The organism is Mesorhizobium loti (assembly GCA_014189435.1).
GTDB classification, from domain to species: Bacteria; Pseudomonadota; Alphaproteobacteria; order Rhizobiales; family Rhizobiaceae; genus Mesorhizobium; species Mesorhizobium loti_G.
Map to the genome: position 1 here is coordinate 3,454,113 of CP050293.1, position 14,258 is coordinate 3,468,370.

Consider the following 14,258-nt stretch of genomic DNA (forward strand, 5'->3'; position numbering starts at 1 on the left):
CTGGCCGACCCCCACTCCGTCTCGGCTTCGCCGAGCCACCTCTCCCCCGATCGACGGGGTAGAGGAAGGGCACGAACCTATTCTAGCCAACGCTCCTCACGCTAGGCTCCCTTCCTTTCCCTCCGAAGGGGGAAAGGTGGCGCTGCGAAGCAGCGACGGATTGGGGGAAGCCAGTCCACAAACGCGAGGCCGCCGACGAGTGAGCACGACCGGGCAGGTCTAGCCAGTTAAGATATGGTCTGCTACCAGGCAGCGCCTACTTCACCGACATACTCGGGCCGCCCTCGACGGCCAGCACCAGCCGGCGGTTGGTGATCCTTGCCAGTTGCGCCAGGCGCCCGGCCGGCCGTTCGCCGTAGAGATCGGCCAGCGATGCAGGCAAGACCAGCGCCAGCACGCCGTTGGCGCGCTGTTCCCATTTCAGCCTGGGCATGATGCCGGGCATCGACGCCGTCAGCAGATAGACGACGCGCATCATCGCGGCGAGCACGCGGGCGCGCTCCAGATAACGCGGCGAAGCCAGCGCCTTGATCTCGGGGGCGATGGCTTCATTGAAGATGCCGTCGTGGCGATAGGCGTTGGCCAGCGCCAGGAAGGCGCGGCCGGGGTGGTCGACGCCGAAGAAGGAGGCATGCGCAATGATGTTGAGCGATTGCTTGCCGCGATATTCGGGGTGCGCACGCCAGCCGATGTCGGCCAGCAATGCCGCCGCATGGCGGTAGCGCGCCTCGTCCTCGGTCTCGTCGATGCCGAAGGCGGCAAAGGTTTTGGCGGTCCAGTCGACGAGCTCATGTGCATGGGTGACGGAGCGTGAGCGCAGGCGGGCGAGTTCTTCCGAGGCCGAAATCAGCGGATCGGCCTTCTGCTCGGCAGCATCGAGCAGCGAATAGAGAAAGCCTTCGCGCACGCCGAGCGCCGAAACGATGATCTTCGACGGCTGCATCGCCGCCATGATCTCCTGCAACACGACGGCGCCGTAAGGCAGCAGCGAACGGCGGTTCTTGGAAACGCCTTCGATCCCCTTGACCTTCTCGATCTCGGCTTTGGCCACCTGCTTGAGGAAATTCGTCGCGCTTTCGGCCGATATCTCGTAATGGTGCATGACGCCGAGCGGATAGTTGGTCATTTCCATGTGCAGCCGGGCGAGATTTCGCCAGGTGCCGCCGACGGCGTAGAAGGGCCTGCCCTGCCCGCCCTTCAACAGCTTCGCCTTCGCCAGTTCGTCACGCGCGATCTTCGCCGCCTGGGTCAGCGAGTTCTTCGCCATGTCCTGCAGGCGCAAGCCACCCAGCGGCAGCGTTATGCCGTCACCGATCGCTTCGCCGTTGACATCGACCAGTTCGAGACTGCCGCCGCCCAGATCGCCGGCAATGCCATTGGCCGGGTGGAAGCCCGAAATGACGCCGAGCGCCGAATAGTAAGCTTCCTGACGGCCGCTGATCACGCGGATTTCGGTCTTCAGCACATCTTCGGCGCGGTGGATGAAATCGGGACCGTTGACCGCCTCGCGGGCGGCAGCGGTCGCCAACACATACATATGTTCGGCGCCGGCCTGGTCGGAAAGCGCGCGAAAGCGGCGGAACTCTTCCATCGAGCGGGTCACCGCCTCGGGGTCGAGCTTGCCGGTCGAAACGATGCCACGGCCGAGACCGGCCAGCATCTTTTCGTTGAACAGCATGGTCGGCGAGCGCGCCAGCCCTTCATAGACGACGAGACGGATCGAGTTCGATCCGATGTCGATGATGGATAGCGGTCGGCGGTCCTGTAGCCGGCCCTGGGAATCAGACAGCATCAGTCGGACGCTGCGGCGTTCTTCTTGCGACGCTTGAACTGCGCAATGCGCTTGGGCGCATGCGACTTCAGCGCGTCACCCCGTCCCGACAGGCTCGGATTGGTCATGAAATATTCCTGCGCGTTGAACGGTTCCTCGCCCTCCTCCAGCACCACGCGCCGGGAGGTCCCGTCAGCCAATACGTCGAAACTTTGCTGATTGTCCATGATGTTGCCCAGCATGATCTGGCCAAGGATCTGTTCATGCACAGTTGGATTGGTGATCGGCACCATGGTCTCGACGCGGCGGTCGAGATTGCGCGGCATGAGATCGGCCGAAGAGATGTAGACGATGGCCTCGTCCGACGGCAGGCCGTGGCCGTTGCCGAAACAATAGATGCGGCTGTGCTCGAGAAAACGGCCGACGATCGATTTGACACGGATGTTTTCCGACAGGCCCGGAACCTGCGGCCGCAGGCAGCAGATGCCGCGCACGACAAGGTCGATCTCGACGCCGGCGCGGCTGGCATCATAGAGCGCGTCGATGATGATCGGATCGACGAGCGCGTTCATCTTCATCCAGATGCGCGCCGGTTTCCCCTCCACCGCATGGGCAATCTCGTCGGCAATGTGCTTCAGGATACGGCTTCTCAGCGTGAACGGCGAGATCGCCAAGCGCATTTCATCCGTCGGCTCGGCATAGCCGGTGATGAAATTGAAGAGCTGGGCGACGTCGCGGGCAATCGTCGGATCGGTGGTGAAGAAGGACAGGTCGGTGTAGATGCGCGCGGTGACCGGATGGTAGTTGCCGGTGCCGAGATGCACATAGTTGCGCAGCTTGCCGTCCTCGCGCCGCACCACCAGCGACATTTTCGCGTGGGTTTTCAGCTCGAGGAAGCCGAACACGACCTGCACGCCGGCACGCTCGAGATCGCGCGCCCAGCGGATGTTGGCTTCCTCGTCGAAGCGCGCCTTGAGCTCGACCAGCGCCGTGACCGACTTGCCGGCCTCGGCCGCGTCGACCAGCGCGCGCACGATCGGGCTGTCGTTGGAGGTGCGGTAGAGCGTCTGCTTGATCGCCACCACTTCAGGGTCGGCCATCGCCTGGCGCAGGAACTGCACCACCACATCGAAGGATTCGTAGGGGTGATGGACGACGATGTCCTTCTCGCGGATGGCGGCAAAACAGTCGCCGCCATGCTCGCGGATACGCTCGGGAAAACGCGGATTGTAGGGCGTGAATTTCAGATCGTCGCGGGGGACAGCGACGATCTCGGAGATCTGGCTGAGCGCCAGCGGACCGGTCAGCACACTGATGCGGCTCGACGACACGCCAAGCTCGCCGGCCACGAAGTCGCGCAATTCGCCAGGCATCAGTCTGTCGAATTCGATGCGGATCACCGAACCCCGCCGCCGCCGCTTCAGCGCCGTTTCGAACAGGCGTACCAGATCCTCGGACTCCTCCTCGACCTCGATATCGCTGTCACGAATGATGCGGAACGTGCCGGAGCCCTTGACCTCGTAGCCGGGGAAGAGCTTGCCGATGTACAGGCCGACAGCCTCTTCCAGCGGGATGAAGCGGACATGATGCTTGCGGTCCGGCAGACGGATGAAGCGCTTCAGCGCCACCGGCAGGCGCAGCAGCGCGCTCATCTCTTCACCGTTCTTGCGATGGCGCAATTGCAGCGCCATCGAGAAGCCGAGATTGGGAATGAACGGGAACGGATGCGCCGGGTCGATCGACAGCGGGGTGAGCACCGGGAACACCTGCTCCTGGAAATGGTCTTCCAGCCAGATTTTCTCGTCCTTGGTCAGCGCATCGCGGGTGATGCTCTCGATGCCTTCCTTGTTGAGCAGCACGGTGAGCGCCGAAAGGCTCTTCTGCTGGTCTTCCTGCAGCCGCTCGACCTCACGCAGCAGCTGTTCGAGCTGCTGTTCGGGGGTGCGCCCGTCAGGGCTCTTCAGCGTGATGCCCTCGCGCACCTGGCCGGCGAGGCCGGCGACGCGGACCATGAAGAATTCGTCGAGATTGGCGGCTGAGATCGACAGGAAGCGGACGCGCTCCAGCAGCGGATGATTGAGGTTCAGTGATTCCTCGAGAACGCGGCGGTTGAACTGCAGCCAGGAAAACTCCCGGTTGACAAAGCGGTCGGGGTTGCCGCCCTCCGGACGGGCCACCTCGACGTTCACGAATTCGCTCTGCACCGGCTTCAGTTCGTTCATGATTCCCGCTCTTCCCACACCGTCAGCCGGCTAGAGCGCCGCGCGTCCTTCAGGACGCGCAAAGGACGCTCTACCCACTCCAAAGCGACGCATGATCCTTTCCGAAAATCGAAGTCGGTTTTCGGGGTCATGCGTTAACCGGCTTAACTTATCCTCTGACAGGCTTTTGCGACAGTTTCATTTCATCGATCTTGCAAAGAGGCCTGTTATGATCCAGATGCAGAACAGACTGCGTTAAGGAGACGACGATGGCAGGCGGTTCCATTCCCCATTTTCAGAACGATGCGGGCCACCCGGCAATCGACATCGGCGTCAAGGAATTCATGTGCACGGGCGCCAATCCGCCTTTCGACCACCCGCATGTGTTTCTCGACATGGGCGGCGACAATGAAAAAGTCTGCCCCTACTGCTCGACGCTCTACCGCTATTCGCCAAAGCTGAAGGCGACCGAAACGCTGCCGGCCGGCTGCATCTATATCGACCAGGCCGCCTGAGCCTTTCGCGACAGCCCGATGAACGACACGCGATCCCGGCAGGTCGTCATCGCCGGGGCGGGTGTCGCCGGATTGACCGCAGCCCTTGCATTCGCCGAGCGCGGCTACCGGGTACAAGTGTTCGAACAGGCGCAGCGCCTGGAGGCAGCCGGCGCCGGCCTCCAGCTTTCTCCCAACGCGACACGCATTCTTCGCCAGCTTGGTGTACTCGACCGTTTGCTGCCGGCAGCGGTGCGGCCGGAGGCGGTGGTGTTGAAGGACGCCGCGACGTTGCGCGAACTGGCACGGGTGCCGCTGGGACAAGCCGCCGAAGCTCGTTGGCAAGCGCCCTATCTCGTGGCTCACAGGGCCGATCTGCAGAGCGCACTGACCGCGCGCGTTGCCGAGATGCCGGATATCAGCCTCACCACCGGTGCCCGTATCGGCAGCGTTGCCGCCGGCCCCGATGGCATCACGGCGACGGCCGAGATCGACGGCAAAACCATTGAGGCCGAGGGCTTCCTGCTGGTCGGAGCCGACGGCGTCTGGTCGTCGGTGCGCGGGCTTGTCGATTCGGCCAAAAGGGCGACCTCGCCAAGAAGCCGGTTTTCCGGCGAACTGGCCTGGCGCGCGACCATTGCCGCGCAAAGTGCCGCAGGGCAAGCTTTCGCGGCGATCGGCGCTCCGGACTGCGTCTCCACCTTCCTGCACCCGGGCTTCCATATGGTGGCCTACCCCGTCAGCAAGGGCGACGCCTTCAACCTCGTCGCCTTCACCAGAGGCGAGCGCATTGCCGAGGGTTGGTCCGGCCATGCCGATTCCGGCATCCTCGCCAGCGCAATGCGCGGCACCGCGCCTGGTCTTGCAGAACTGGTGGAAATGGTTGGTGCGTGGCTGACTTGGCCGCTCCACACTGTCGAACAGAACCGGCCTTGGACAATCCCGGACGGCATCGCGCTGATCGGCGACGCCGCGCATGCTATGACGCCGTTCGCGGCGCAAGGTGCGGCGATGGCGATCGAGGATGCGGCTATGCTTGCCGATATCATCGCCGACTTCCCCGCCGATCCGGCACAAAGTCTGCAAATCTGGGAGAACCTGCGGCGGCCGCGCGTCGCCAGGGTCGCGCGTCGCGGCGCCGTCAACCGCTTTGCCTGGCATGCCTCAGGTCCAGTGGCGATTGCGCGCAACCTGTTCCTGAAGATGCGTTCGTCGGAAAAACTGGCGGCGGATTTGGACTGGCTCTATGGCTGGCGGGCACCGGAGGCTGTTGTCAGGCGTTGACAGGCTGGCGGGACAGCGCCCCCCTCTGTCCTGCCGGACATCTCCCCCACTTGGGGGAGATCGAGTGTCGCGACCGCTTTCGCCAATTGTCAACGTCGAGGAGAAGGCGTCGACGCTACCAATCTCCCCCCTTGTGGGGGAGATGTCCGGCAGGACAGAGGGGGGCGCGAAGGATCGCGGCGTTGGCGTTCGACAGCAGCGCCTACGCCGAGTAGAAATAGCACTATGGCCAAACTCATCCGGTACAAGTTCGACCCGGCAAATCCGCCTCCACTAACAGAGTCTCAGAAAGCGGAAATCGCAGCCTTGAAGGCGCGACCCGAGAGCGATGTCGATACAAGCGATATTCCTGAGCTGACCGAAGAATTCTGGCGGAGGGCGATCCGTCGGCACACCGCAGACTGAAGTCGGCGCACACCCCGCCTAATTATACAGCCGCATAGACAGGCCGAGCGATACAGGCAGCGGGTTCCACCAGCCGGTGCGCAGGCCGGCGGTGCGCAAGGCGGCCGCCGTCCAGGTGTTGCAGCCGACCAGCGCGTTGAAATGGCCGGTGGCCTCGTAGAAGCCGTCGAACCTGGAATAGGCCGCATCCGGAACAAGGATCGGGCCCTTCGGGTCTCGCTGGAAACTCGCATCGATAAAATCGAGCAGTGCCGCGAACCGATTCTCACCGATGTCGAACCCCGCGACATCAGGGCGCGATTCGACGATGTCACCGGCGACATCGACATGCATGACCGAAGCATCGATGGTCAGCGCCTTCATCACGGGAACGGCCTTGAGCTCAGACCAGGTCGGCGTTTCCAGATAGAAGGCGCGGCCACCCCAGCCGAAGACGATGTAGCGGACCTCCGGACTGTCGGCCGGGATGCCGGCTTCGACCAGAAAATGAAAGCGTTGGCGCACGGCATCGTCGACCGGAATGGCGATGTCGGTATGGATCGGGTTCTTCAGCACCAGGATATGGCGCGTTGCGGCGGGCCTGTCGGCGCTTGCTTGCCAGAGCGGTCGCGGCACGAACGTACCGAGCGCCACTGCGAGCGCGACCACAATCAACAGAAAGCCTAGAAAACGTCCCAGCTTTTTCATGAATGGCGGCCCTGCAAACGCGTCCCGGCGCGACGCGAACCGCCCGCTCCCTGCTCATCCATACGCAAAAGAGCCCGGCGCTGTTTCAGCCGGGCTCTTTGTAATCGTCCAAAGGCTAGTGCAGGATCTGCGACAGGAACAGCTTCGTGCGCTCGTGGCGCGGGTGGTCGAAGAACTCGGCCGGCGTGTTCTGCTCGACGATCTGGCCCTGATCCATGAAGATGACGCGATTGGCGACCTTGCGGGCAAAGCCCATCTCGTGGGTGACGCACAGCATGGTCATGCCTTCTTCGGCGAGCCCCACCATCGTCTCCAGCACTTCCTTGATCATTTCCGGATCGAGCGCCGAGGTCGGCTCGTCGAACAGCATGATGCGCGGGTTCATGCACAGCGAGCGGGCGATCGCCACACGCTGCTGCTGGCCGCCGGACAGCTGGCCGGGATATTTGTGGGCCTGTTCCGGGATCTTGACGCGCTTGAGGAAATGCATGGCGATTTCCTCGGCCTGCTTCTTCGGCGTCTTGCGCACCCAGATCGGCGCCAGCGTGCAGTTTTCCAGGATGGTCAGATGCGGGAACAGGTTGAAGTGCTGGAACACCATGCCGACCTCGCGGCGCACCTCGTCGATCTTCTTGAGATCGTTGGTCAGTTCCTTACCGTCGACGATGATCTTGCCCTTCTGGTGCTCTTCCAGACGGTTGATGCAGCGGATCATCGTCGATTTGCCGGAGCCCGACGGGCCGCAGATGACGATGCGCTCGCCGCGCATCACTCTCAGGTTGATGTCCTTGAGCACATGGAACTCACCATACCATTTGTGCATGGCGACGATGTCGATGGCGACATCGGTGTCGGAGATGTGCATCTTGGCGGCGTTGACCTTGATCTCTTCCGCGCTGACGGCATTTTCGGTGGCCATGACGGGATCCCCTTGTTCTTTTGTTTAGCGTTTGTGGCCGGTGTCGAGCCGGCGTTCGGTGAACATTGAATAGCGCGACATGCCGAAACAGAACAGCCAGAAGACGAAGGCCGCGAAGATCAAGCCGGACCTGGCCGTCTGCGCCGTTGCCCAGTTCGGGTCGGAGAAGTTCTGCTTCACGATGCCGAGCAGGTCGAACATCGAGATGATGATGACCAGGCTGGTGTCCTTGAACATGCCGATGAAGGTGTTGACGATGCCCGGTATGACCAATTTCAGTGCCTGCGGCATGACGATGAAATACATCTTCTGCCAATAGCCGAGACCGAGCGAATCGGCACCTTCATACTGGCCCTTGGGGATCGCCTGCAGGCCGCCGCGCACCACTTCGGCCATGTAGGCAGCGGAAAACAGCGACACGCCGATCAGCGCGCGCAGGAACTTGTCGAAGCTGACGCCCTCCGGCAGGAACAGTGGCAGCATGACGCTGGCAAAGAACAACACGGTGATCAGCGGGATGCCGCGCACCGTCTCGATGAAGACGACGCACAGCGTCTTGATGATCGGCATCCTGGAACGACGGCCGAGCGCCAGCACGATGCCAAGCGGCAGCGACACGGCAATACCGACGAAGGACAGGCTGAGCGTAACCAGCAGCCCGCCCCACAGCGAGGTCTCGACATGCGGCAGGCCGAACGTGCCGCCGACCAGCAGGATGAAGGAGACGATCGGCAGCACAAAGAACAGCAGAACGGCATTCAGCCCTTTGCGCGGCACCTTCGGGATAAGCATCGGCACCAGCAGCGCCACGAACAGGATGGCGACCAGGATCGGCCGCCAGCGCTCCTCGATCGGATAGCGGCCGAGCATGAACTGGCCGAATTTGGCATTGACGAAAGCCCAGCAGGCGCCGGTCCAGCCATCGGGCTGGATGCCGCCTTGCGCCACAGTGGCGCATACGGTCCGGTCCGGTCCCGACCACACAGCGTTGATGAACACCCAGTTGATGATTTGCGGCAGGATCAGCGCCACCAGCGCGATGCCGGCGATGGTCAGAATGGTGTCGCCGGCGGAAGCGATCAGGTTCTTGCGCACCCACGCGCCAAGACCCGTGACACCGGCTGGCGCCGGCTGCGCCAGCACCATTTCGGTGCGCACCCAGGACATATCATGTTCTTGCATGTCCTTACCTCTCCACCAGCGCCATCTTGGCGTTGAACCAGTTCATCACAAGCGAGGTCAGAAGGCTGATGGCCAGATAGATCACCATCATGATCACCACGCCCTCGACGGCCTGGCCGGTCTGGTTCAGCACCGTACCGGCGGTCGCCGTCAGGTCCGGATAGCCGATGGCGATGGCGAGCGACGAGTTCTTGGTCAGGTTGAGATACTGGCTGGTCAGCGGCGGAATGACGATGCGCATGGCCTGCGGCACGACGACCAGCCGCAGGATCGATCCGGGCCGCAACCCCAACGCACCGGCAGCTTCCGTTTGCCCCTTGCTGACGCCCCTGATGCCGGCGCGCACGATCTCGGCAATGAAGGCGGCGGTATAGCAGGACAGCGCCAGATACAGCGACAGGAACTCCGGCCTAACCTGGAAGCCGCCGGTCAGGTTGAAAGTCGATTGCTTCGGGTAATCGAAAGTCAGGGGAAAGCCGCTCAGCGCATAGGCGAGCAGCGGCAGCCCGACGATCAGCGCCAGGGCTGTCCACAACACCGGGAATTGCTGGCCGGTCGCCATCTGCCGTTGCCGCGCCTTGCGCGCGACGAACCACGCCATGGCGATGCCGACGAGCAGAGCGACGAAGATCAGCCAGGAGCCGTCGCCCCACACGGCGCGTGGAAAATAGAAGCCGCGCTGGTTGAGGAAGGAGCCGAACGGCAGGTTGATGCTGTCGCGCGGGGCCGGCAGCACGGCCAGCACGCCGGAATACCAGAAGAAGATGACCAGCAGCGGCGGGATGTTGCGGAAGACCTCGACATAGACCGTGCAGATCTTCCTGATCAGCCAGTTCTGCGAAAGCCGACCAATGCCGACGATGAAGCCGATGATCGTCGCGGTGATGATGCCGACGATGGCGACGATGACAGTGTTGAGGAAGCCGACAAAGATGGCGCGGCCATAGGTCGAATCCGACGAATAAGCGATGGCGCTCTCGCTGATGTCGAAGCCGGCGCGGCCCTTGAGGAAGCCGAAGCCTGAAGCGATGTGCAGGCGCGTCAGGTTGGCGATGACGTTGTGGGCAATCCACCAGACGCCAGCCACCAGCACGACGACGACCACCGCCTGGAAGAATATGCCCCGGACTTTCGGATCGTTGATGAAGGAACCGCGGCTGGGCTCCTCGCGAAGAACTTCCTGCGATGCCATTCGACCGTCCCCTGGAAAGAGAAACCGGAAGGCAGACGACCTGCCTTCCGGATCACATTTCGATCAGCGGATCGGCGGAGCGTATTGCAGGCCGCCCTTGGTCCACAACGCGTTGATGCCGCGCGCAATCTTCAGCGGGCTGCCCGAACCGACATTGCGTTCGAACATTTCGCCATAATTGCCGACGGACTTGACGATGTTGACGACCCAGTCATTGGAGACGCCGAGATCGGTGCCGATCTTGGTGTCGGCTTCCTGGCCGAGCACGCGCTTGATCTCCGGGCTGGGAGAGTTCTTCATCTCGTCGACATTGGCCTTGGTGATGCCGAGTTCTTCAGCCTGCAACAGCGCGAAATAGGTCCACTTGACGATGTGGTACCACTGGTCGTCGCCCTGGCGCACGGCCGGTCCGAGCGGCTCCTTCGAGATGATCTCGGGCAGCACGACGTGATCGGCCGGCGATCCCAGCGTCAGGCGGATGCCATAGAGGCCCGACTGATCGGTGGTGTAGACGTCGCAGCGGCCGGCGTCATAGGCGGCGTTGACCTCTTCCAGCTTTTCGAAGACGACCGGATTGTACTCCATCTTGTTCGCCTTGAAATAGTCGGCGAGGTTGAGCTCGGTGGTCGTTCCGCTCTGCACGCAGACGGCGGCGCCGGAAAGCTGCAGCGCCGAATTGACGCCCGGCAGCTTCTTGGCATTGATCATGAAACCCTGGCCGTCATAGTAGGTGACGCCAATGAAATTCAGGCCAAGTGCCGTGTCGCGGTTGATGGTCCAGGTGGTGTTGCGCGACAGGATGTCGATCTCGCCGGACTGCAGTGCGGTGAACCGCTCCTTGGCGCTAAGCGGGGTGAACTTGACCTTGGTGCCATCACCAAAGACGGCGGCCGCGACAGCGCGGCAGAAATCCGCGTCGATGCCTTGCCAGTCGCCCTTGTCGTCCGGCGCCGAGAAACCGGCCAGGCCGGTCGAGACGCCGCACTGGATGAAGCCCTTCGCCTTGACGGTGTCGAGCGTGGTTGCCGACGCGGCCGACGCCATCATCCCAAGCGTGGCGGCGCCAAGAATGCCGATAGCAATATGTTTCATGACCCACATACCCTTTTCTCTGTTTTCCAGGGGCAAACCCTGATCTTTTTCCCGCGTGAACGCAGCTCCCATTCCGGCCCATTCCCGGAACCCCGCATCGTAACCGACGCGCCGCCTCCCATTCACAAATGTCATCGAAGGCGATAATTCCCGTGAGGTCAAGGGAAATGACCGAAACCGAAAGAGTTTGAAAACCGATTGCAGCAAATGCCTGATTTGCAGACAAACGCGCTCGCGATTTGGTCAGCAGCGCTAACAAAGTCGGCAAAGCTCATTCAATGCCAATGCGGGGTCAATGCGGGCCGCGACAGCGAAATCCATCCCACGCAATACCTCGGCGTTATTGACCTCAGTGCGCCATGAATTGCCATCTCGGAAGACTGTCATCTGACGGATACCGGGCGGTTGCAGGCCAATACCACCCGGACGCCTGACATTGGCGCAGGTAGACGCCCTTCATCGGCGTCCATTGATAGAGATCGGCGGCCGGTGACCGCTTGGCAGAATCCGTGTCCGCATCGCCGCCTTTTGCCGCGACGAATTGGCATATTCGAAGTCCATCCCCTGGCGAACGGCGGCTGTTGCACGGCCGCTGACGCCGCACTATGGCTAGCGGCTTGTCAAACAAGGCGATGCAGAATGGCGAAAGACGGCAGCGAGCGCTCCAGCGGCGGGATGGGCATCAACACGCGGCTTGCCCATTCGGGCAACAATCCGCATGACTATTTCGGCTTCGTCAATCCGCCGGTGGTGCATGCCTCGACCGTGCTTTATCGGGACGCGGCTTCGATGGCGGCACGCAGCCAGAAATACACTTACGGCACGCGCGGCACACCGACGACCGATGCGCTTGCCCACGCCATAGACGCGCTGGAAGGCTCGGCCGGCACGATCGTGGTGCCGTCGGGTCTTGCGGCGGTGACCGTGCCGCTGCTCGCCTTCGTGTCGTCGGGCGACCATCTGCTGATCGTCGATACCGTCTATCACCCGACCCGCAACTTCGCCGACACGATGCTGAAGCGGCTGGGTGTGGAGGTCGAGTACTACGCCCCCGATCTCGGTGCCGGCATCGCTGCGTTGATCAAGCCCAACACCAAGGTGGTGTTCACGGAATCGCCGGCCTCCAACACATTCGAGGTGCAGGACATCCCGGCCATCGTCAAGGCGGCGCACGCCGCGGGCGCCATCGTCATGATGGACAACACCTGGGCGACGCCGCTGTATTTCCGTCCGCTCGACCACGGTGTCGACATCTCGATCCATGCGGCGACGAAGTACCCGGCCGGCCATTCCGACGTGCTGCTTGGCACGGTGTCGGCCAATGAGGACTGCTGGAAGCATCTTTACGAAAGCTTCTGCACGCTTGGCTGCTGCGCCGGGCCCGACGACGTCTACCAGGTGCTGCGCGGCCTGCGCACCATGGGCGTGCGTCTCGAACACCATCAGCGCAGCACGCTTGCAATCGCCTCCTGGCTCGAGGGCCAGAAGGGCGTGGCGCGCGTGCTCCACCCTGCCCTTCCCAGCCATCCGGACCACGATCTGTGGAAGCGCGACTTCTCCGGCTCGAGCGGCATCTTTTCCATCGTGCTTGCCGGCGGCGGCCAGAAGCAGCAGCACGCCTTCCTCGACGCGCTGCGGATCTTCGGCCTCGGCTATTCCTGGGGCGGCTATGAGAGCCTTGCCGTGCCGGTCTGGCTCGGCGACCGCGTCGTTGCGAAAGCGCCCTATGAGGGTCCGTTGATCCGCCTGCAGATCGGGCTCGAGGATGTCGACGACCTGAAGGCCGATATTTCACGCGGCCTGGCCGCCGCGGCGGCTGCGTGAGGAGCTGCCGACGTTACTAAAAGAATCTGCGGGTCAAGCGCACCTTCAAACAGCCAAAAGCATGTCTGCCACCGTGGTTTCGTCCCACAGCCGGCCGGCGGCTATTTCGTCGACCTTGCCGTGGCGGTCGACGAGCATCAATTCCAGGCGGTGTCGGTTGACGGTGTTTTGACCGTAGCCGACTCCGAGCTGCAAAGCGGTTTGGATCGGCTCGAAGGCTCCCACCGTACGGAGCAGTTGGCAGAAGCCAGCAAATGGGAATTCGCGGTCATCACCATAACGGCGCAGACGAGGCGGGTCATCGTAGGCGGGGTCATAGCTGATTGCGGCGACAAGGACGTCATTTGCGCGATGCCTTCGCCCCAACTCATCACAGACACGCCCGAGCTGGCTGATTGTCCTGGAGCATTTGTCCGGGTTCATGCACCGCGTGTAGAAAAATGCCAACAATGCGGGGCGCGCACCGAACAAGTCGCCGACGGTCATACGGACGCCGTCCTGGTTCTCAAGCAGCACGTCGCGGATTCCAGCCAGCGTACGCGCTACCGGGCGCGCTCCAGAAACGGGAAGAGCGGCGGGGCCTGCGCAACATGCCCCTCCTCCAATCCTTCCCAGTGCTTCATCGACGAGATTCATCATATCGCTGGACAGATGGGGCCCGGCCTGCGCATCGCGGCTCAAGACCCGTAACTCCGACCGGCCATCGGGGGATGCCGCCAGGGCCTCGATGGTTTCCGCGACCGCCGTACGGCCACCGAACTCAGGAGTGGCTGGGTAGTTTTCGAGGTCGACTATCTCATCAATCTGACGAACTCTGTCGAGTGCCTTGCCCAAAAGCGAGGCCGTCTCCTGGGGCACGGCCGATGCGCGCCGCACGACCCTTGCAGCGGCGGCGATGCCATAGGGATCGATACTCGTTTCCAGTTCTTGAAGAGCAAACGGCACGAGGGTGTCGGCCAAGCCGCGTTCAGCAAGTCCTGCCATGACAAAGGCACGAAGCCGTTCAGCTTCGACCGCGCCCCTGCCGCGGTAAAGAGGGGCATCTTCCCGCAGGAGCGCAAGCAGCGACCCGTCACAGCCGCAATGGACCTCCGATGACGCCAACAGCGCCAGAGCCGCATTGAGAGGGTCTCCAGATGATTGTTTGAGGTCACGCCCCATGCTGCCGCCACCCAATGTGAACCCGAAAACAAACAGGTAGTCCCGC

General features: G+C 62.5%; 12 protein-coding genes. 4 read left to right on the forward strand and 8 right to left on the reverse strand.

Annotation, left to right across the window (positions count from 1 at the left end):
* Positions 1–256 precede the first annotated feature (256 nt).
* The gene (gene ppx, locus HB777_16975; protein QND65426.1) at positions 257–1,792 is read right to left on the reverse strand and encodes an exopolyphosphatase; all 1,536 of its coding nucleotides are present in this window, start codon (positions 1,790–1,792) and stop codon (positions 257–259) included.
* Positions 1,792–3,993 carry an RNA degradosome polyphosphate kinase gene (locus tag HB777_16980; protein QND65427.1) on the reverse strand — a complete coding sequence of 734 codons (2,202 nt, stop codon included), beginning with the start codon at positions 3,991–3,993 and terminating at the stop codon, positions 1,792–1,794. Before HB777_16980 ends, ppx begins: the two co-directional genes overlap by 1 nt.
* 248 nt (positions 3,994–4,241) lie before the next feature.
* On the opposite strand from HB777_16980, the gene HB777_16985 reads away from it, so the two are divergent.
* From HB777_16985 to HB777_16995, 3 genes are all read left to right on the forward strand, one after another.
* Positions 4,242–4,487 (forward strand): zinc-finger domain-containing protein, encoded by a 246-nt coding sequence (locus HB777_16985; GenBank protein QND65428.1) that lies wholly within the window; start codon positions 4,242–4,244, stop codon positions 4,485–4,487.
* 18 nt (positions 4,488–4,505) lie between these two features.
* The gene (locus tag HB777_16990; GenBank protein QND65429.1) at positions 4,506–5,750 is read left to right on the forward strand and encodes an FAD-binding protein; all 1,245 of its coding nucleotides are present in this window, start codon (positions 4,506–4,508) and stop codon (positions 5,748–5,750) included.
* 225 nt (positions 5,751–5,975) lie between these two features.
* Positions 5,976–6,155: a hypothetical protein gene (locus HB777_16995; protein QND65430.1), complete on the forward strand. Its 180-nt coding sequence runs from the start codon at positions 5,976–5,978 to the stop codon at positions 6,153–6,155.
* An 18-nt stretch (positions 6,156–6,173) separates the two neighbouring features.
* Here HB777_16995 and HB777_17000 read toward each other — a convergent pair whose 3' ends face one another.
* The 5 genes from HB777_17000 to HB777_17020 all read right to left on the reverse strand — a co-directional run bounded on the left by HB777_17000 (position 6,174) and on the right by HB777_17020 (position 11,227).
* Positions 6,174–6,842 carry a TIGR02117 family protein gene (locus HB777_17000; protein QND65431.1) on the reverse strand — a complete coding sequence of 223 codons (669 nt, stop codon included), beginning with the start codon at positions 6,840–6,842 and terminating at the stop codon, positions 6,174–6,176.
* Between the two features lie 115 nt (positions 6,843–6,957).
* Positions 6,958–7,761, reverse strand: coding sequence for an amino acid ABC transporter ATP-binding protein (locus tag HB777_17005; GenBank protein ID QND65432.1), 804 nt, complete (start codon positions 7,759–7,761; stop codon positions 6,958–6,960).
* 24 nt (positions 7,762–7,785) lie between these two features.
* Positions 7,786–8,943: an amino acid ABC transporter permease gene (locus HB777_17010; GenBank protein ID QND65433.1), complete on the reverse strand. Its 1,158-nt coding sequence runs from the start codon at positions 8,941–8,943 to the stop codon at positions 7,786–7,788.
* Between the two features lie 4 nt (positions 8,944–8,947).
* Positions 8,948–10,135 carry an amino acid ABC transporter permease gene (locus HB777_17015; protein QND65434.1) on the reverse strand — a complete coding sequence of 396 codons (1,188 nt, stop codon included), beginning with the start codon at positions 10,133–10,135 and terminating at the stop codon, positions 8,948–8,950.
* Between the two features lie 63 nt (positions 10,136–10,198).
* Positions 10,199–11,227, reverse strand: a complete 1,029-nt coding sequence (locus HB777_17020; GenBank protein ID QND65435.1) for an amino acid ABC transporter substrate-binding protein — start codon at positions 11,225–11,227, stop codon at positions 10,199–10,201.
* 639 nt (positions 11,228–11,866) lie between these two features.
* Between HB777_17020 and HB777_17025 the strand changes: the two genes are divergently transcribed.
* Positions 11,867–13,051 (forward strand): cystathionine beta-lyase, encoded by a 1,185-nt coding sequence (locus HB777_17025; protein QND65436.1) that lies wholly within the window; start codon positions 11,867–11,869, stop codon positions 13,049–13,051.
* Between the two features lie 45 nt (positions 13,052–13,096).
* On the opposite strand, the gene HB777_17030 is transcribed toward HB777_17025, so the two are convergent.
* A complete protein-coding gene (locus HB777_17030; protein QND65437.1) occupies positions 13,097–14,212 on the reverse strand; it encodes a hypothetical protein in 1,116 nt (371 codons plus the stop codon).
* Positions 14,213–14,258: the final 46 nt, after the last annotated feature.

Coding starts and splice junctions, on each gene's coding strand:
- ppx (QND65426.1), bottom strand. CDS start 1,792: ATGCTGTCTGATTCCCAGGGCCGGCTACAGGACCGCCGACCGCTATCC.
- HB777_16980 (QND65427.1), bottom strand. CDS start 3,993: ATGAACGAACTGAAGCCGGTGCAGAGCGAATTCGTGAACGTCGAGGTG.
- HB777_16985 (QND65428.1), top strand. CDS start 4,242: ATGGCAGGCGGTTCCATTCCCCATTTTCAGAACGATGCGGGCCACCCG.
- HB777_16990 (QND65429.1), top strand. CDS start 4,506: ATGAACGACACGCGATCCCGGCAGGTCGTCATCGCCGGGGCGGGTGTC.
- HB777_16995 (QND65430.1), top strand. CDS start 5,976: ATGGCCAAACTCATCCGGTACAAGTTCGACCCGGCAAATCCGCCTCCA.
- HB777_17000 (QND65431.1), bottom strand. CDS start 6,842: ATGAAAAAGCTGGGACGTTTTCTAGGCTTTCTGTTGATTGTGGTCGCG.
- HB777_17005 (QND65432.1), bottom strand. CDS start 7,761: ATGGCCACCGAAAATGCCGTCAGCGCGGAAGAGATCAAGGTCAACGCC.
- HB777_17010 (QND65433.1), bottom strand. CDS start 8,943: ATGCAAGAACATGATATGTCCTGGGTGCGCACCGAAATGGTGCTGGCG.
- HB777_17015 (QND65434.1), bottom strand. CDS start 10,135: ATGGCATCGCAGGAAGTTCTTCGCGAGGAGCCCAGCCGCGGTTCCTTC.
- HB777_17020 (QND65435.1), bottom strand. CDS start 11,227: ATGAAACATATTGCTATCGGCATTCTTGGCGCCGCCACGCTTGGGATG.
- HB777_17025 (QND65436.1), top strand. CDS start 11,867: ATGGCGAAAGACGGCAGCGAGCGCTCCAGCGGCGGGATGGGCATCAAC.
- HB777_17030 (QND65437.1), bottom strand. CDS start 14,212: ATGGGGCGTGACCTCAAACAATCATCTGGAGACCCTCTCAATGCGGCT.